This window comes from Sphingomonas sp. FARSPH, from assembly GCF_003355005.1.
Classification (GTDB): Bacteria; Pseudomonadota; Alphaproteobacteria; order Sphingomonadales; family Sphingomonadaceae; genus Sphingomonas.
In genome coordinates, this window is sequence record NZ_CP029985.1 from 504,905 (window position 1) to 522,689 (window position 17,785).

Here is a 17,785-nt window from a genome sequence, read left to right on the forward strand (position 1 = left end):
ACCCTCATAAGACGCAGGCCGAGCCGAAGACACCGAAAAAAGTATCAGCGGTTACCGTATCGCGGCGGGTTCACGCGGCGGCGACGTCGTCCAGGCTGCCCTGCGCACCGCGCAGATGCTCGACGAAGCCCAATGTTGAAAGGCGCAGGCGACGGGCGAGGTCGGCGAGTTGGGTGGCCGCGTCGCGGACCTCGCTCGAAAGGTCTCCGGCCGCATTGACCGCCTGCGCCACATGGCTGATCCGCTCGGCGATCAGATGTGCCCCCGCGCGCGCCTCATGCACGCTCTGCGCGATCCGCTGCGCCGCGCTGCCCTGTGCCGCGACGGCGGTACGGATGTCGTCCGCGGCCTCCGCCACCTCCGTGACGGCCGAGGAGGCGAGCTCGAGGTCGGTGGCGGCGGCATCCACGCCCTCCTGAACGCTGGCGACGAGGCCGGCGATCTTGTCGGTCGCGCGCCCGGTCGCGCCGGCCAGCTGCTTGACCTCGCTCGCGACCACCGCGAAACCGCGCCCCGCATCGCCCGCGCGCGCCGCCTCGATCGTCGCGTTGAGCGCGAGCAGGTTGGTCTGGCCCGCGATACTGTTGATCTCGCCGATGAAGCCGCCGATGTCGGCCGCACGGCGCGCCAGCGCGTGGACCGTCGCATCGCCGTTACGCGTGCTGCTGCGCGCCGCCGCGGTCAGACGGCTCTGCGCTTCCGCGCTGTGTGCGACGCTGGTGATCGCGCCGGTGAGCTGATCGACCGCCTGCGCGACGAAGCGGACCGCGTCCGATGCCTGTGACGCGCCCGATGCCGCCTCGCTCGCCTGGCGCCCGGCGTCGCCGGCAAGACCGTTCAGCGTCGTCGCCGATCCTTCGAGCTGCGAAGAGGCCGCCTCGATCGCCACCGCCACTTCGACGACGCGCGCCTCGAACTGGGCCGCAAGGTTGACGAGCTGGGCGCGCCGCGCCTTCTCGCTGCGCGCCTCGGCAAGGCGGCGCGCTTCGCGGTCGACGGCAGCCTGCGCTTCGGCGACGCGGGCCGCCTCCAGTGCGACGACGGCGCGTTCGCGCTCGACGCGGGCGATCTCGCGTTCCGATTCGGCCACGGCCGCCATCGCGTCGCTGTCGCGCCGGGCGATGTCCTGGCGCGCGATCAGGCTGCGCAGGTGCAGCGTCACATAGGACAGGGCGACGCATTGCAACCCGACCGCAGCGCCGTGGAACAGCACCCGCGCGATGCCGCCCTGCCCGTCCTCGAACACCCAGGCCGGCAGGATCAGGTCGAGCATCAAGTGGTGGACCGCGATCAGCGCCCCGGCGAGCGCGAGCGGCCGCCAGTCGCACAGCACCGTCAGCGCGGCGAGGGCGGTAAAGAAATACATGTGCGCGTCCATCTGCCAGCGCGCGCCCGACAGCAGGAAGACGAACAGGGCCGGCAGGATGGCGGCGAGGCTGCCCACCGCAAGCCGCGCGCCGACGTCGAAACGCTGCTTCACCGCCAGCCACGTCGGCAGCGCCATCGTCGCCGCCGCCAGCGCGACCGTCACGCTGGTGTGCGGGCTGCCCGCGCCATGGCCGACCAGCGCGAGCACCGGTACCGATAGCCAGGACGCCGCGACAATAGCGCGCACGCCCCGCCTGCGCAGCGCATCGAGGCTTTCGATCGTCATGCCTTTTCTCCGCGCGCCGTCTTTGCTCCGCACCAGGCGGACGGCGCGCCGATGACGATGCCGCCCTGCTCCAGCAGCGCCATCTGCAGTACGGCCCAGCGGCCACGCACGATCAGCGTCGATCCGGGCCCCGGGCCCAGCAGCGTGGCGCCATGCGCGACGGCGACGCGCGCCATCTCACCGGCCGGCCCGATCGGCACCAGCAGCAGCGCCCCGTCCGACCGCGGCGCGATCGCAAGCAGCGCCATGATCGCGACCACGCACGCGATCTGCACGATGACCATGGCCCCGCCCCGTCGCCTGTTCGATGTCCGCTCCATCGGTACTGCATGACGCGGCCGTGTTATAATGCGGTTAACGAGGCGAAAACCGAACCGTTTTCGTTCATAACCGCCTGCGACGTCCGCCCGAGGTCCGCCGCGCGGCGGCGCGATCTTGACATTTCGTCCGGCGGCGTACACATGGCGCCGCATCGAGGCGTCATGCAGCGTGAACGGGGCGACAAGCCCCCGGCTCCGCCTCGGTCGATCCGTTCAGGGCTTCCCTATTCACGCGGGGTGTCAGTTTTCCCCCGCCACCCGTGCGCCCATGCGGCGATCACGGGCACGGCCCGTTGTTTTTGAGGGTATTTTCATGTCTTTCGCCACTCTCGGCCTTGCCGAGCCGCTCGTCCGCGCGCTCGAAGCCAAGGGCTACGCCACCCCCACCCCCATCCAGGCGCAATCGATCCCGATCCTGCTCGAGGGCCACGACCTGCTCGGCATCGCGCAGACCGGCACCGGCAAGACCGCGGCTTTCGTGCTGCCGTCGATCCAGCGCCTCGTCGCCGCCAACAAGCGCGTGCTGCCGACGCACGTGCGCATGCTCGTCCTCGCGCCGACGCGCGAGCTTGCCAGCCAGATCGCCGACAACGCGCGGGGCTATGGCCAGTTCAGCAAACTGACCGTCGCCACCGTGTTCGGCGGCACCAGCATCAACAAGAACCGCCAGGACCTGTCGCGCGGCGTCGACATCCTCGTCGCGACGCCGGGCCGCCTGATCGACCTGGTGGAGCAGGGCATGTGCAACCTGTCGATGATCGAGATCCTGGTGCTCGACGAAGCCGACCAGATGATGGACCTGGGCTTCATCCACGCGCTCAAGAAGATCGTGCGGATGATCCCGCGCAAGCGCCAGACCCTGTTCTTCTCGGCGACGATGCCGACCGCGATCCGCGACCTTGCCAACCAGTTCCTCACCGATCCCAAGACGGTGTCGGTCGTACCGGAGTCGACCACCGCGGAGCGCGTCGACCAGTATGTCACCTTCGTCAACCAGACGGAGAAGCAGGCGCTGCTGACGCTCGTGCTGCGCGATCCTGCGATCGACCGCGCGCTCGTCTTCACCCGCACCAAGCATGGCGCGGACCGCGTCGTGAAGCTGCTCGCCGGCAACGGCATCGCGGCCAATGCGATCCATGGCAACAAGAGCCAGGGCCAGCGCGAGCGGGCACTCGGCGAGTTCAAGGACGGCAAGACCAAGGTGCTGGTCGCCACCGACATCGCGGCGCGCGGTATCGACGTTTCCGGCGTCAGCCACGTCGTCAACTTCGAACTGCCAAACGTCGCCGAACAATATGTCCACCGCATCGGGCGCACCGCGCGCGCGGGCAACAGCGGCATCGCCATCGCCTTCTGCGCCGATGACGAGCGACCGTATCTGAAGGACATTGAGAAGATCACGCGCCAGAAGGTGACGGTGCGCCCGCTGCCCGACAATTTCACCGGCCTCGCCAACGAGATCAAGGCCGCGCGCGTCAAGGCGATCGGCGCGGACCCCGCACCGCGCGCCGACCTGCCCCGCCAGCGCCAGCTGCCCAAGCCGCGCGCGACGCATGCGCCGACCTCGACGCGTGACTATGCCAACGCCAGCAGCCGCAACCGGCAGGGACGCGGCGGCAGCGGCGGTGGCGGCGGCCGTGGCGGTCGCGGGCGCGGCGGTCAGGGGCGCGGCGGCGGCGCCGGCGCGGGCGCGGCCCGCTGATCGGATGACGGACCCGGCCTCCCTCCTCGTGCATTGACGCCGCGAGGAGAGAGGCCATGGACATATCGACCACCCCCGTCGCCGAACGCATCGCCCGCGTGCTCGCCGGCCAGCGGATCAGCGCGAACGCCAACGGCGACGCCGAATCCGCCGCGCACGCGGTAGACGCGGCGTGGCGCGACTATCTGGGCGATGCCCGCGCGGTGCTACGCACGCTGCGCGAACCCGACCGGGCGATGGCCGCCGCCGGCGATCCTGCGGTGTGGGAGCGCATGGTGCTCGCCGCGATCGAGGAATCGAAGCCGGAAACGGTGGTGCTGTAGCGCGCCGTTCAATCCGTCACCTCGGCCTTGGAGCCGGGGGACAATCGCGGCGTCAGTCAACGAACATCGCCGCACGCTTTTGCATGTTCGCCATCACCTGCTCGATCTGGTTGGGCGTGCGGATCACCTTCAGCTGCTCGTCGCTTTCCGCGCGCAGCGCGCCGGCCGCATCCGTGTCCGCCGCCACATTGTACAACCGCTTCGCCCCGCGGATCGCGTGCGGATTCCGGCCTGCGATATCGCGCGCCAGCGCCATCGCCTCGCCCAGCGGGTCCTCGCTGAGCCGCGTCACCAATCCGAAGCCAGCCGCCTCCGCCGCATCGAATTCGCGCGCGGTATAGGTCAGCTCGCGCAGCACGTCGTCGCGCGCCAGCGTCCGCCACAGCGCGATGCCGCCCATGTCGGGCACGATCCCCCAATGCAATTCGCGGATCGACAGCCGCGTCGCCGGATGCGCCAGCCGCACGTCCGCGCCGCTCGCGATCTGCAGGCCGCCGCCCAGCGCGACGCCGTGCAGCGCGGCGATCACCGGCATCGGCAACTCGCGCCAGCCCCAGGCGACATATTGCGCCAGATTGGCGATGCCGTGCGTACGCGTGTCGAGGTCGATGCCCGATCCGCCGCTCGCCATCGCCGCCATGTCGAGCCCCGCGCAGAACGCACGCCCATCGCCCGACAGCACGACGCAGCGCACGTCGGTACGCGCCTTCAGGTCGTCGATCGTCGCGGCGAGCGCGGCGAACATCGCCGGGTCGAGCGCGTTCATCTTGTCCGGCCGCGCCAGGCGGACGTCGGCGACATGATCCGCGATGGTCACGGTTACGCGCTCGGACATGTGTTCCTCCCTTTTCCGTTCGCCCTGAGCTTGTCGAAGGGCTGCCCTTTCCTTTGCAGGGAAGAACACGGCTTCGACAAGCGCAGCCTGAACGACAGGGGGGAAATCCCTGCCCGTCCCCGCATTGCGCCACGGACCGCGCCGTGTAGAACGGGCGCGAATGAGCGGGTTCGACATCAAGCGGTTCACCGCGCGCGGCTTCGGCGGGCATATCGGCCGGCTGGGCATGGCCTATCACGACAGCGGCGACGACTGGGTGGCGCTGGCGCTGCCCTATGCCGACGATCTGATCGGCGATCCGGCGACCGGCGTTATCGCATCGGGGCCGATCGTGACGATGATGGACACCGCGACCAGCCTTGCGGTCTGGGTCAGGCTGGGCCGGTTCGTGCCGCAGGCGACGCTGGACCTGCGCGTCGACTATCTGCGCCCCGCGACACCCGGCCGCACGGTGATCGGCCGCGGCGAATGCGTGAAGCTGACGCGCTCGGTGGCGTTCGTCCGCGGCGTCGCCTACGACGCGGACATCGGCGACCCGCTCGCGCAGGTCGCGGGCACGTTCATGCTGATGGACAGCTGGTCATGAGCCTGCCGCCCTATGCGCGACTGCTCGGCGTGACGCTGGAGCCGCGGGGCGCCGCCGCCCCGCTCGTCGTCATGCCGTTCGGCGACGACGTGCTCGGCCGCCCCGGCTTCCTGCACGGCGGCGCGATCGCGGGGCTGCTGGAGATCGCGGCGATCGCCGCGCTGCGTCACGCGCTTGAGGCGGACGGCGGCGGCCGGATCAAGCCGATCGGCGTCACGGTCGACTATATGCGCGGCGGCCGCGACAAGCCGACCCGCGCGGAAGGCATCGTTACCCGGCTCGGCACGCGTATCGCCAATGTCGACGCGCTGGCGTGGCAGGACGATCGCGACAAGCCGATCGCGCGCGCGCAGATGAACTTCCTGATCGTGCGCGACTGACCGTTCCGGTGCGCTCCTGCGTATGCAGGAACACGGAGGGCCGTTTTCATCATTACGTGGGCTGTTTACCTGGCCGTCAACCGCAGCAACCGTCCACCCGATCCCTTGCCGCCATCCTCCAGCAGCCAGAGCGCGCCGTCCGGCGCCTGCGCGACGTCGCGGATGCGCGTGCCCATGTCCCACTGGTCCTTCGCCGTCGCCCTCGCGCCGTCCAGCGCAACGCGGATCAGCGACTTGTCGGACAGCGCGGCGATGAACAGCGACCCCCGGTATTGCGGGAACATCGCCCCCGAATAAGCGATCATCCCGCCCGGCGAGATCGACGGATTCCACCACAGAACCGGCGCCGCGAAATCGGGACGGCTGGGGTGATCGGGGATCGGCTGGCCCGAATAATTGTCGCCGTTCGACACCACCGGCCAGCCGTAATTGCGTCCCGGCTCGATCAGGTTGAGCTCGTCGCCCCCCTTCGGGCCCATCTCCTCTTCCCACAAACGGCCATCATCGGTGAAGACGAGGCCATAGGGATTGCGGTGGCCGCTGCTCCAGGTCATCGCCCGCACGCCACCTTTGGCATAAGCGGGATTGCCGGGCCACGCCTTGCCGTCGAGCGTCAGGCGCAGGATCTTGCCGAGCGCCTGTTCCGGATCCTGCGCGGGCGAGAATCGCTGCCGCTCGCCCGAAGTCAGGAACAACGACTTGCCGTCGGGCGCAAAGGCGATCGTCGCGCCATATTGGCCGCCAGGGCCGTCCGAACCCGCGCGCCAGATCACGGCGACGTCAGTGAGCGACGGCGCGGCGCGGTCGCCCGCGGTGTGCAGGATGCCGCGGGCGAGCGCCAGGCTGCTGCCGCCATTCGGGCGCGGCTCGGCGTAGGACAGGTAGATGGCGTGGCTGGTCGCGAAGTCCGGCGCGATCGCGACGTCGAGCAAGCCCCCCTGCCCCCCTTGCGCGACGACCGGAACGCCGCTGGCGGGAAAGGTTCGGCCATCGGCGAGCCGCAGCATCAGCCGGCCGACCTTTTCGGTGACCAGCAAATCGCCGCTGCCGGGAAGGAAAGCCATCGCGAACGGCGCGTCGAAACGGCCGATCTCAGCGACCGCGAACGGCGGCGGCGTCTTGGGCAGGTTCGCGCGCCCGGTCGTCGCGGGGACGTTGCGGATCGACGGATCGCGCGGCGCATTCGCCGGCACCGGATCGTTGGACCCGGCGGGCTGCGGCCCCTGCGGCCCCTGCATCGCGGCAGGCGCGGCCTGCCGCGGCTGGGCGGAACAGGCGGTGCCGATCATCAGCAGGGCGAGCAGGCTGGCACGGGTCATTCGCGGGTCTCCGACAGGACCAGAGAATAACTGCCCGCGCACGCATGAGTTGCCGGCCAAAGCCCGAGGGGCGTTGCCGGCTTGCGCCGGAGGGCGGGTCGGCGTATATGGCGCATGTCTTCTCTTACATCGTCAGGTGAAAGAGGCTGCGGGGCTCCCTCCGCGGCGCGGACAGCGCACATCCGTTACACGTCCAACCCCCATGTCCACCCCCCCCCCCGCCCAACCAAGGTCCTCATGGTCGATATCGCCCTTCTCACCCAGCTGATCGAGCCCGAAGCGAAGGCGCTCGGCTTCGACCTCGTGCGGGTGAAGATGTTCGGCGGCAAGTCCGACCCGACGTTGCAGGTGATGGCGGAACGGCCCGCGACCGGCCAGCTGACGATCGACGATTGCGCCGACCTGTCGCGCCGCATCTCGGACAAGCTCGACGCGCTGGAGGCCGAAGGCCGCGATCCGATCCCGGACGCCTATCGCCTCGAAGTCTCCTCGCCTGGCATCGACCGCCCGCTCACCCGCCCGCAGGATTACGCCAACTGGGCAGGGCACGAGGCGAAGCTGACGCTCGCCGAGAAGATCGACAACCGCAAGATCCTGACCGGCGACCTCGTCGGCATCGAGGGCGAGAACGTGACGATCGACGTGCGCGGCTATCGCCCGATGACCGTCGCGCTTGCGCAGATCGCCGACGCCAAGCTGACGATCACCGACCGGCTGATCGCCGCCACCGCGCCGCTTTCCACGGACGGCGCGGACGAATTCGAGGAGGCGTCCGACGACACGGACGCCGCCGACACCAACGACAATGATGCCCTCAAGGAAGGACACGCTTAAGATGGCCAGTGTTGCCACCGCCAACCGCGCGGAACTGATCGCGATCGCTAATTCGGTTGCGTCGGAGAAGATGATCGACAAGGCGATCGTCATCGAGGCGCTGGAAGAAGCGATCCAGCGCGCGGCCAAGACCCGCTACGGCATCGAGAACGACATTCGCGCCAAGCTCGATCCGCAGACCGGCGACCTGCGCCTGTGGCGCGTCGTCGAGGTGGTCGAGGCGGTCGACGACTTCTTCAAGCAGGTCGACGTCGCGCAGGCGCAGAAGCTGCAGAAGGGCGCGGCTGTCGGCGACTATATCGTCGATCCGCTGCCCCCGATCGAATTCGGCCGCATCCAGGCGCAGGCGTCGAAGCAGATCATTTTCCAGAAGGTCCGCGATGCCGAGCGCGACCGCCAGTATGAAGAATTCAAGGATCGCCAGGGCGAGATCATCACCGGCGTCGTCAAGCGCGTCGAGTTCGGCCACATCGTCGTCGACCTCGGTCGCGCCGAAGGTGTCATCCGCCGCGACCAGCAGATTCCGCGCGAAGTCGTGCGCGTCAACGACCGTATCCGCTCGCTGATCCTCAACGTCCGCCGCGAAAACCGGGGCCCGCAGATCTTCCTCAGCCGCGCGCACCCCGATTTCATGAAGAAGCTGTTCGCGCAGGAAGTGCCCGAAATCTACGACGGCATCATCACCATCCAGGCCGCCGCGCGTGATCCGGGCAGCCGCGCCAAGATCGGCGTCATCAGCCGCGATTCGTCGATCGACCCCGTCGGCGCCTGCGTCGGCATGAAGGGCAGCCGCGTCCAGGCCGTCGTGCAGGAAATGCAGGGCGAGAAGATCGACATCATCCCCTGGTCGCCCGATACGGCCACATTCGTTGTCAACGCGCTGCAGCCTGCGTCCGTCAGCCGCGTCGTGATCGACGAGGAAGAGGACCGGATCGAGGTGGTCGTGCCCGACGACCAGCTTTCCCTCGCGATCGGTCGCCGTGGCCAGAACGTCCGCCTCGCCAGCCAACTGACCGGCAAGGCGATCGACATCCTGACCGAGGCCGATGCCAGCGAGAAGCGCCAGAAGGAGTTCGTGCAGAATTCCGAGATGTTCCAGAACGAACTGGACGTCGACGAGACGCTGGCGCAGCTGCTGGTCGCCGAAGGCTTCGGCGCGCTCGAAGAGGTCGCCTATGTCGAGCTCGACGAGCTCGCCGCGATCGAGGGCTTCGACGAAGACCTCGCGCAGGAGCTGCAGAGCCGTGCGCAGGAAGCGCTGGAGCGTCGCGAAGCCGCGGCACGCGAAGAGCGTCGTGCGCTCGGCGTCGAGGACGCGCTCGCCGACATGCCGTATCTGACCGAGGCAATGCTGGTCACGCTGGGCAAGGCGGGGATCAAGACGCTCGACGATCTCGCCGATCTCGCCACCGACGAACTGGTCGAGAAGAAGCGTGTCGAGCCGCGCCGCCGCAACGAGGACGCGCCGAAGCGGCCGGAGCCGAAGGGCGGCATCCTCAGCGAATATGGCCTGTCCGACGAACAGGGCAACGAGATCATCATGGCCGCGCGCCAGCATTGGTTCGCGGACGAAGCGCCTGCGGCCATCGATGCGGACGTGTCGGAGGGTGAGGAAGCCTGATGCCCTTCGTCTCGATCCGGTTGGCCGGCTCCGCGACCCGGGAGCAGAAGGCAGGGGTCGTCGCGGACGTGACGGCGAGCCTCGTCGCGCGCCTCGGCAAGAACCCCGCCGCGGTCCAGATCGTAATCGAGGAGGTTTCGACCGAAAATTACGCGGCCGGCGGGAAATTGCTCGCCGACCGCGACGCGCCCAAGGCTCCATCGAGGGAGGACGCGCATGCGGTTCCCTCGCAATGAGGCGCTGACGGTACAGCAGGGCGGCACCCGCGCCCTCCCCTCGTCATTCCCGCGCAGGCGGGAATCCAGACTGGCTGACCGCGCGGCTCGTGCCATGCCCGTTGCGTCTCTGGATCCCCGCCTCCACGGGGATGACGACCTGTATGGAAGGGAGGCGCGCGCATGAGCGATCCCGTCCGCAAGTGCATCCTCAGCCAGGAACGCGACGCGCGCGATCATCTCGTGCGGCTCGCGCTCGCGCCCGATGGCCAGGTGCTACCCGATGTCCGTGCCAAGGCTCCGGGCCGCGGCGCGTGGATCGGCGTCACGCGCGCCGAGCTGGAAGAGGCGATCGCGAAGAAGCGCCTGCGCGGTGCGTTGCTGCGTGCGTTCAAAGGGGCCGAACTGGTCATCCCCGACGATCTGCCGCAGCGAATCGCCGATGCGCTGGAACGCAATGCGCTCGATCGCCTCGGCCTCGAATCGCGCAGCGGCACGCTGCTGACCGGGTCGGAACGGATCGAAACCGCGGCGCGATCCGGCCAGCTCCACGCGCTCTATCATGCCGCCGATGCCAGCGACGACGGGCGGCGCAAGCTGGCCCAGGCGTGGCGCGTCGGCTCCGATCGCGAAGGGTCCGACCTCAAGGGGTTGGCACTGCCGGTGCCCCGCCCCATATTGTCGTTGGCGCTTGGCCGCGAGAATGTGGTACACATCGGCCTGACCGACCGCGCTGCCGCCGCGCGGGTGAGCGATGCGCTCGACCGCTGGCTGCATTTTATCGAGTCTGAATCTGCCCCTGCGCCTTGCGAAACGGCCTCGCGAGGTTCATCGCCCTCCGGCTTTACCGGGGCGCTGCCGGCCGTAGACGTGAATGAGGAATCTGAGTGAGCGAGACCGACAACGAGAAGCCGAAGCTTGGCATGCGCGCGCCTCTGGGGCTGAAGCGCACGGTCGAGACCGGCCAGGTGAAGCAAAGCTTCAGCCACGGCCGCTCGAACACCGTGATCGTGGAGACGAAGCGTCGCCGTGTGCTCGGCCGTCCGGGCGAAGCGCCCGCCGCCGAGCCGACGCCGGTCGCCGCGCCCGCCCCCGCAGTCGAGACGGCCGCACCGCGTCCGGCCCCCCGCCCCGCCCCCGCGGGCGAGACGCCGCAGGAGCGCCAGGCGCGCATGCTGCGCGAGGCGGAAGACCAGCGGATGCACGCGCTCGAAGACGCGCGTCGCCGTGAGGAAAGCGAGCGCGCGCGTGCCGCCGAGGAAGAGCGCGCCCGCGCCGCCGAGCGTGCCGCGGCCGCCGCCCCCCCCGCCGCGCCGGAACCCGCGCCGCAGCCCGAGCCGGAGGCGCCCGCCCCGGTAGCGGAGCTTTCGGCCTCCGCCGCCACGACGCCGTCGGTATCGGTGCCGACGCCGGCCGGCCGTGGCTTCCGCCCGGTCGAGCGGCCCGCGCCGGAACCCGCCGCGGAACCTGCCCCCCAGCCGGAAGCGACGCCCGCACCCGCGCCGGTCGAAGCTGCACCGACGCCGGCCCCTGCCCCGGTCGCCGAGGCACCCGCGGCCGCGCCCGCGACGCTGTCGGTCGAGCTGGGCCGCGATCCGTCGCTGCCCGCGCCGCGCCGCTTCTCGCCGGTCGCGCGCCCGGAAATCCCGAAGCCGCAGCCCAAGCCCGCGCCGGCCCCCGCGCCCGCGCCGACCCAGGCGTCCACTTCGTCCACTTCCGCGGCCCCCAATCGTCCGCTGCCGTCCGGTCAGGCGACGCCGCGCAACGCCCCGCCCAGCCGTCCGCAGCAGCGCGACCGCAAGGGGGACGAGCGCCGTGGCGGCAAGCTGACCGTCAACCGCGCGCTCAACGAGGACGGCAGCGCGCGGGCGCGCAGCCTCGCCGCGCTGAAGCGTGCGCGCGAGAAGGAAAAGCGCGCGTTCGGCGGCCCGCGCGAGGCGCAGGTGAAGCAGGTCCGCGACGTGCAGGTGCCCGAGGCGATCACCGTCGCCGAGCTGGCGAACCGCATGGCGGAAAAGGGTGCGGACCTGGTCAAGGCGCTGTTCAAGATGGGCATGCCCGTCACGCTCAACGCGACGATCGACCAGGATACCGCCGAACTGCTCGTGACCGAATTCGGCCACAACATCGTGCGCGTCTCCGATTCGGACATCGACCTTGCCGTCGACACCACCGAGGATGCGGTCGAAAGCCTGAAGCCGCGTCCCCCGGTCGTCACCATCATGGGCCACGTCGACCACGGCAAGACCAGCCTGCTCGACGCGCTGCGCGGTACCGACGTGGTGCGCGGCGAGGCCGGCGGCATCACGCAGCATATCGGCGCCTATCAGGTCACGCTGAAGGACAAGTCGAAGGTCACTTTCCTCGACACGCCGGGCCACGAGGCGTTCACCGCCATGCGCGCGCGCGGCGCCGACGTCACCGACATCGTCGTGCTGGTGGTCGCCGCCGACGACGGGCTGATGCCGCAGACGATCGAGGCGATCAACCACACCAAGGCGGCCGGCAAGCCGATGATCGTCGCGATCAACAAGATCGACAAGTACGAGGCGAATCCGCAGCGCGTGCGCGAGCGTCTGCTCGAGCATGAGGTGGTGGTCGAGAGCATGGGCGGCGACGTCCAGGAGGTCGAGGTCTCCGCGCTCAAGAAGACGGGTCTCGACGAGCTGATCGAAAAGATCCAGCTGCAGGCCGAAATCCTCGAGCTGAAGGCGAACCCCGACCGCGCCGCCGAAGGCACCGTGGTCGAAGCGAAGCTGGACAAGGGCCGCGGCCCCGTCGCGACGGTGCTCGTCACCCGCGGCACGCTGAAGGTCGGCGACGTCTTCGTCGTCGGCGCGGAAAGCGGCAAGGTGCGCGCGCTGATCGACGACAAGGGTCGTCAGATCAAGAGCGCCGATCCGTCGATGCCGGTCGAGATCCTCGGTATTTCCGGCGTGCCGTCGGCGGGCGATCCGCTTCAGGTCGTCGAGAGCGAGGCGCGTGCCCGCGAGGTCGCCGAATACCGCCAGGGCGTGCTGACACAGAAGCGCACGACGGCGGCGCCGGCGAGCCTGGAGAGCATGTTCTCCGCGCTGAAGGCCAATCAGGCGATCGAATATCCGGTCGTCGTCAAGGCCGACACGCAAGGGACGGTCGAGGCGATCGTCGCCTCGCTCAACAAGCTGTCGACCGACGACATCCGCGTGCGCATCCTGCATTCGGGCGTTGGCGGCATTACGGAAAGCGACGTCAACGTCGGCGCGGCCTCGGGCGCGCCGATCATCGGCTTCAACGTCCGTGCCAACGCCAATGCGCGCCAGATCGCCGACCGGCACAAGGTCGCGTTGAAGTACTACGACGTCATCTACGACCTGATCGACGAGATCCGCGCCGGCATGGCGGGCGAGCTCGGGCCGGAAGCGTTCGAGACCGTGGTCGGCCGTGCGGAAATCCGCGAGGTCTTCTCGGCGGGCAAGCATGGTAAGGCTGCCGGTCTGCTGGTCGTCGAAGGCGCGATCCGCAAGGCGCTCAAGGCGCGCATCACGCGCAACGACGTCATCGTCTACGTCGGCGAGATCGCGAGCCTGCGGCGGTTCAAGGACGACGTGCCGGAAGTGCGCGCTGGCCTGGAATGCGGCGTCACCTTCTCGAACAACTTCATCGATATCCGCTCCGGCGATTTCCTGGAGACGTTCGAGGTCGAGCTGCGCGAACGCACGCTGTAACCTTTATCCCTCTCCCGTCCGGGAGAGGGAGGGAGCCGGCGAAGCCGGCGGAAGGGTGAGGGCCGCCGGTGCTTCCACCCTCACCCTCCCACCCGGCTGACGCCGGGCGGACCCCTCCCTCTCCCGGCGGGAGAGGGGCTTGGACCCATCATGAACAAAGACCCCCAGGAAAAATCGGTCCGCACCCTGCGCGTCGGCGAACAGGTGCGCCACGTCCTGTCCGAAATCCTCCAGCGCGGCGACGTGCACGACGAGACGCTGGCGAAGCACATGGTCAGCATCACCGAGGTGCGCATGTCCCCCGACCTGCGCCACGCGACCGTGTTCGTGAAGCCGCTGCTCGGCAAGGACGAGGAGGCGGTGCTGAAAGCGCTGCGCACCAACACCGCCTATCTCCAGCGCGAGGTCGCGCACCGCGTGCAGAACAAATACGCCGCGAAGCTCAAGTTCCTGGCGGACGAAAGCTTCGACGAAGGCAGCCACATCGACGCGATCCTGCGCAAGCCGGAGGTAGCGCGCGATCTGGGCGAGGATTGACCTGTAAGATGGCGATCCTCGTCAGCAACGCGACAGATGCAGCGCTGACGGTCTGGATCGAGCCTTGGTGTGACGAATTGGAGCTACCAGTCCGGGGGGGTACTGACGCTGGAAGTGTCCACGGAGGATGGCGACGTCGCCGAGCTTGAGTTTGTGGACGACCGGTTGGTCGTTTGGGCAATGACGCCCGGACCGCTTGTCGCTTCTATCGATGGCGTTGAGCAAGACACCGGAAGTCGTACGATCGCGCTTCCCGCTGAAATGCTGAGCCTCCCTGTGAAGAGCTTTGTGAAGCTAGTTTTTGAGGGCCAACCCGGAGCACGCCCAGCAGGTGCGCCATCGCCCCAACGTCTCCCTGGGCTATGGCTTAGACTGATGCGATGGACGAAAGCTCTCACGCCAACGTGGGTCCGCTTCGATCGGCGGCGGTGACCATTCGTCACTGTCGGCTCCGACTTGCTCTATCAAATTCGCAACTGCAACGTCCGGGGTATTGCCCGCAGCGATCCATGGCGGCGCATAACCCCAGAATACGCTTGCCGTGACGTCATCGCTACCAGGGCCATATTCTACGAGCCATGCGATACGGGTCATGCCTTCCAAAAGCATGTCGGATTGGGCGACAGCCCACCAACGCCCGCTCGAATAGACCCCTTGATAACGGTCCTCGATAACCGCGATGGGGTATAAGTCGGGCGTCACTTCACTGGACATGCGATCGATCCTGCGGTCTGACGCGGTGATGGCCAAGCTCTATTTCTACTATGCCTCGATGAACGCGGGGAAGTCGACGACGCTGCTCCAGGCGGACTTCAACTATCGCGAGCGGGGGATGGCGACGATGCTGTTCACTGCGGCGATCGATGATCGCTTCGCGAAGGGCACGATCACCAGCCGCATCGGGCTGGAGGCACCGGCGACGCCGTTCGACGTGGGTACCGACCTTGCCGCCTGCGTCGCCGAACGACACGCGGAGGGCCCCCTCGCCTGCGTGCTGGTCGACGAGGCACAGTTCCTGTCGGCGGCCCAGGTAGACCAGCTCGCGCGCATCTGCGACGTGATGAACGTGCCCGTGCTCGCCTATGGCCTGCGCACCGATTTCCGCGGCGCCCTGTTCGAAGGATCGGCGCGGCTGCTCGCGCTCGCCGACGCCTTGATCGAGATCAAATCGGTGTGCGTGTGCGGACGCAAGGCGACGATGAACCTGCGCGTCGATGCCGAAGGCCTGGCCATCGCGGAAGGGCAGCAGACGGAGATCGGCGGCAACGATCGCTATGTCGCATTGTGCCGCCGCCATTTTGTCGAAGCGCTGGGCGACTGAGCCCGCCTCTGGCGCTTTGCCCCCGCGGCGGCCATATCCCAGCCATGAACTCCGAAAGCATCGTCTGGCGCACCGCCGTCTGGATCATACCGCTGGTCGTCGCGATCGTCTTTCATGAGGTCGCGCACGGCTGGATGGCGAAATGGCTGGGCGATCCGACCGCCGCAGAACGGCGACGGCTGAGCTTCAATCCGGTGCGTCATATTGATCCCGTCGGCACGGTGATCCTGCCGCTCGGCCTTGCGATCGCGGGGGCGCCCGTGTTCGGCTGGGCGAAGCCCGTGCCCGTCGTCGCGGAGCGGCTGCACAATCCGCGCTGGGGCATGGTCGCGGTGGCGCTCGCCGGGCCGGGGATGAACCTCGCGCTCGCGCTGCTGACCGCGATCGCGCTCGGGATCGCGGGCCTGACGACGCACGGGATTCAGCCCGCCAGCATCGCCGCTTTCATCGTCGACAATCTGTTCAACTTTCTGGTGGTCAACGTCTTCCTCGCGCTGTTCAACCTGCTGCCGATCCCCCCGTTCGACGGCAGCCATGTCGTCGAGGGCGTGCTGCCGCGCCCGCTCGCCGCGCGCTACGCACGGATCGGCCAGTTCGGCATGCTGCTGCTGATCGGCCTCATCGTCGTTCTGCCGATGCTGTCGCCGCGGCTGGACATCGTCGGGCGGCTGGTCGCACCGCCGGCGCAAATGGTGATCAGCTGGTTTCTGCACCTCGCGGCCGCGATCGGCGGATAGCCACCACAGCCGGCGGAACCGCGTGGCGCGATTTTCCGTTGATAACGGACACATTGAGGAGATCTGTCCATGAGACGCCTGTTCGTTCCGGCCCTCGTCGTCGCCCTCCTTCCCGCCGCGGTCACCGCGCAGACACCGGCGGCCACCGACACCGGCAAGGAAACCAGCATTCCCTTCGCCAGCAACGGTGGCCTCATCAACTGGCAGTCGGGGCCGCCCGACAGCGGCATCATCTACGTGCAGGACCGCACCTTGCGCTGGTACAAGGTGACGCTGAGCGGCCCCTGCGGCCAAGGGGCCATCGACCCGCTCGGCCTCACCTACACGACCGACCCGACCGGCACGTTCGACCAATTCTCGCAGGTGCGCATCGGCCGCTTCCCCGATCAGACATGTGGGGTGGCGAGTATCCGCACCAGCGGGGCCCCGCCGGGACAGCCGGGCGCCGCCAAGGGTGCCAAGCCCGCCGACCGCTAACATCGCTTGCATCGCCGGCCGCCGTCGCTAGGCGGCGGGGCGATGCACGGATGGATCATTCTCGACAAGCCGCTCGGACTCGGCTCGACGCAGGCGGTGTCCGCGGTCAAGCGCGCGCTGCGACAGGGCGGCTACGGCAAGGCGAAGGTCGGCCATGGCGGCACGCTCGACCCGCTGGCGACGGGCGTGCTGCCGATCGCGGTCGGCGAGGCGACGAAGCTTGCCGGGCGCATGCTCGACAGCGACAAGGCGTATGCCTTTACGATCCGGTTCGGCGAACAGACCGACACGCTGGATGCCGAAGGGTCGGTGGTCGCGACCTCGCCGGTGCGCCCGACGATGGCGCAGATCGACGGCGTGCTGCCGCGCTTCACCGGCCCGATATCGCAGGTGCCCCCTGCCTATTCCGCGCTGAAGGTGGATGGGACCCGCGCCTACGACCTGGCGCGGGCAGGCGAAGAGGTGGTGCTGAAGAGCCGCGACGTCACGGTCCACGCGCTTCACGTCGCGGCTGACGGCGCTGGAGAGGTAACGCTGGAGGCCCATGTCTCCAAGGGGACGTACATCCGCTCCCTCGCCCGCGACATCGCGCTGGCACTCGGCAGCGTCGGCCACGTCACGATGCTGCGCCGGCTGAAGGCGGGGCCCTTCGACCTTGCCCATGCGATATCGCTGGACAAATTGAGCCAAGCCGGTATGGCGCGCGAGCTTGAACAGATACTCCTGCCGCTGAGGGCGGGGCTGGACGACATCCCGGCTCTGTCCCTCTCCCCCGATCAGGCAGGGGCGCTCCGCCAGGGACGCGTTCTGATCGGGATCGCCGCAGACGATGGCCCGTATTTCGCGTGCGAGGGGGACACCCCGGTCGCGCTGGTATCGGTCGAGGGCCACGAGGCTCGCGTCGTCCGCGGTTTCAACCTGTGATGTCGAGGATATACGCATGACCATTACCGCAGAGCGCAAGGCCGAAGTCGTCAAGGAACACGCCCGCCAGGAAGGCGACACGGGTTCGCCCGAAGTGCAGGTGGCGATCCTGTCGGAGCGCATCCGCAACCTGACCGAGCATTTCAAGGGCCACGCCAAGGACAACCATTCGCGTCGCGGTCTGCTGATGCTGGTCAACAAGCGTCGCAGTCTGCTCGACTATCTCCGCCACAAGGATGGCGACCGGTATCTCGCGCTGATCGCGAAGCTCGGCCTTCGCAAGTAAACGAAAA

The 17,785-nt window shown here is 68.5% G+C and carries 20 protein-coding genes; 15 read left to right on the forward strand and 5 right to left on the reverse strand.

Going from position 1 to position 17,785, the window contains the following annotated elements; all coding sequences use genetic code 11:
• Positions 1-70: 70 nt before the first annotated feature.
• A complete protein-coding gene (locus tag DM480_RS02525) occupies positions 71-1,654 on the reverse strand; it encodes a methyl-accepting chemotaxis protein (protein ID WP_115377406.1) in 1,584 nt (527 codons plus the stop codon).
• A complete protein-coding gene (locus tag DM480_RS02530) occupies positions 1,651-1,938 on the reverse strand; it encodes a hypothetical protein (protein WP_115377407.1) in 288 nt (95 codons plus the stop codon). Before DM480_RS02530 ends, DM480_RS02525 begins: the two co-directional genes overlap by 4 nt.
• A gap of 349 nt (positions 1,939-2,287) precedes the next feature.
• Between DM480_RS02530 and DM480_RS02535 the strand changes: the two genes are divergently transcribed.
• Both DM480_RS02535 and DM480_RS02540 read left to right on the forward strand, forming a co-directional pair.
• The gene (locus DM480_RS02535) at positions 2,288-3,676 is read left to right on the forward strand and encodes a DEAD/DEAH box helicase (RefSeq protein ID WP_115377408.1); all 1,389 of its coding nucleotides are present in this window, start codon (positions 2,288-2,290) and stop codon (positions 3,674-3,676) included.
• A gap of 56 nt (positions 3,677-3,732) precedes the next feature.
• Positions 3,733-3,999 (forward strand): hypothetical protein, encoded by a 267-nt coding sequence (locus DM480_RS02540; protein ID WP_115377409.1) that lies wholly within the window; start codon positions 3,733-3,735, stop codon positions 3,997-3,999.
• 52 nt (positions 4,000-4,051) lie between these two features.
• Here DM480_RS02540 and DM480_RS02545 read toward each other — a convergent pair whose 3' ends face one another.
• On the reverse strand, positions 4,052-4,834 hold the full coding sequence (locus tag DM480_RS02545) for a crotonase/enoyl-CoA hydratase family protein (protein WP_115377410.1): 783 nt from the start codon (positions 4,832-4,834) through the stop codon (positions 4,052-4,054).
• 160 nt (positions 4,835-4,994) lie between these two features.
• Between DM480_RS02545 and DM480_RS02550 the strand changes: the two genes are divergently transcribed.
• Together DM480_RS02550 and DM480_RS02555 are read left to right on the forward strand one after the other, a co-directional pair.
• On the forward strand, positions 4,995-5,420 hold the full coding sequence (locus DM480_RS02550) for a PaaI family thioesterase (protein ID WP_115377411.1): 426 nt from the start codon (positions 4,995-4,997) through the stop codon (positions 5,418-5,420).
• Positions 5,417-5,800, forward strand: coding sequence for a PaaI family thioesterase (locus DM480_RS02555; protein ID WP_115377412.1), 384 nt, complete (start codon positions 5,417-5,419; stop codon positions 5,798-5,800). Before DM480_RS02550 ends, DM480_RS02555 begins: the two co-directional genes overlap by 4 nt.
• A 65-nt stretch (positions 5,801-5,865) precedes the next feature.
• On the opposite strand, the gene DM480_RS02560 is transcribed toward DM480_RS02555, so the two are convergent.
• Positions 5,866-7,119, reverse strand: a complete 1,254-nt coding sequence (locus DM480_RS02560; protein ID WP_115377413.1) for a PQQ-dependent sugar dehydrogenase — start codon at positions 7,117-7,119, stop codon at positions 5,866-5,868.
• A gap of 237 nt (positions 7,120-7,356) precedes the next feature.
• On the opposite strand from DM480_RS02560, the gene rimP reads away from it, so the two are divergent.
• The 6 genes from rimP to rbfA all read left to right on the forward strand — a co-directional run bounded on the left by rimP (position 7,357) and on the right by rbfA (position 14,033).
• Positions 7,357-7,953 carry a ribosome maturation protein RimP gene (gene rimP, locus DM480_RS02565; RefSeq protein WP_115377414.1) on the forward strand — a complete coding sequence of 199 codons (597 nt, stop codon included), beginning with the start codon at positions 7,357-7,359 and terminating at the stop codon, positions 7,951-7,953.
• Position 7,954: 1 nt separating this feature from the next.
• A complete protein-coding gene (gene nusA, locus DM480_RS02570; protein WP_115377415.1) occupies positions 7,955-9,574 on the forward strand; it encodes a transcription termination factor NusA in 1,620 nt (539 codons plus the stop codon).
• A complete protein-coding gene (locus tag DM480_RS02575) occupies positions 9,574-9,810 on the forward strand; it encodes a tautomerase family protein (RefSeq protein ID WP_115377416.1) in 237 nt (78 codons plus the stop codon). The genes nusA and DM480_RS02575 overlap by 1 nt, the downstream gene beginning before the upstream one ends.
• Before the next feature lie 162 nt (positions 9,811-9,972).
• Positions 9,973-10,680, forward strand: coding sequence for a DUF448 domain-containing protein (locus DM480_RS02580; RefSeq protein WP_115377417.1), 708 nt, complete (start codon positions 9,973-9,975; stop codon positions 10,678-10,680).
• Positions 10,677-13,496 carry a translation initiation factor IF-2 gene (gene infB, locus DM480_RS02585; RefSeq protein ID WP_115377418.1) on the forward strand — a complete coding sequence of 940 codons (2,820 nt, stop codon included), beginning with the start codon at positions 10,677-10,679 and terminating at the stop codon, positions 13,494-13,496. The genes DM480_RS02580 and infB overlap by 4 nt, the downstream gene beginning before the upstream one ends.
• A gap of 150 nt (positions 13,497-13,646) precedes the next feature.
• Positions 13,647-14,033 carry a 30S ribosome-binding factor RbfA gene (gene rbfA / locus DM480_RS02590; protein WP_198665881.1) on the forward strand — a complete coding sequence of 129 codons (387 nt, stop codon included), beginning with the start codon at positions 13,647-13,649 and terminating at the stop codon, positions 14,031-14,033.
• Between the two features lie 360 nt (positions 14,034-14,393).
• On the opposite strand, the gene DM480_RS17910 is transcribed toward rbfA, so the two are convergent.
• A complete protein-coding gene (locus tag DM480_RS17910; protein ID WP_157968758.1) occupies positions 14,394-14,747 on the reverse strand; it encodes a hypothetical protein in 354 nt (117 codons plus the stop codon).
• A 28-nt stretch (positions 14,748-14,775) separates the two neighbouring features.
• Between DM480_RS17910 and DM480_RS02595 the strand changes: the two genes are divergently transcribed.
• The 5 genes from DM480_RS02595 to rpsO all read left to right on the forward strand — a co-directional run bounded on the left by DM480_RS02595 (position 14,776) and on the right by rpsO (position 17,778).
• Positions 14,776-15,354 carry a thymidine kinase gene (locus DM480_RS02595; protein WP_115380708.1) on the forward strand — a complete coding sequence of 193 codons (579 nt, stop codon included), beginning with the start codon at positions 14,776-14,778 and terminating at the stop codon, positions 15,352-15,354.
• Between the two features lie 44 nt (positions 15,355-15,398).
• Positions 15,399-16,091, forward strand: coding sequence for a site-2 protease family protein (locus tag DM480_RS02600; RefSeq protein WP_115377420.1), 693 nt, complete (start codon positions 15,399-15,401; stop codon positions 16,089-16,091).
• 69 nt (positions 16,092-16,160) lie between these two features.
• Positions 16,161-16,568 carry a hypothetical protein gene (locus tag DM480_RS02605; protein ID WP_115377421.1) on the forward strand — a complete coding sequence of 136 codons (408 nt, stop codon included), beginning with the start codon at positions 16,161-16,163 and terminating at the stop codon, positions 16,566-16,568.
• 42 nt (positions 16,569-16,610) lie between these two features.
• Positions 16,611-17,492 (forward strand): tRNA pseudouridine(55) synthase TruB, encoded by an 882-nt coding sequence (gene truB, locus DM480_RS02610; protein WP_115377422.1) that lies wholly within the window; start codon positions 16,611-16,613, stop codon positions 17,490-17,492.
• A gap of 16 nt (positions 17,493-17,508) precedes the next feature.
• Positions 17,509-17,778 carry a 30S ribosomal protein S15 gene (gene rpsO / locus DM480_RS02615; RefSeq protein ID WP_115377423.1) on the forward strand — a complete coding sequence of 90 codons (270 nt, stop codon included), beginning with the start codon at positions 17,509-17,511 and terminating at the stop codon, positions 17,776-17,778.
• The last annotated feature ends 7 nt before the right edge of the window (positions 17,779-17,785 follow it).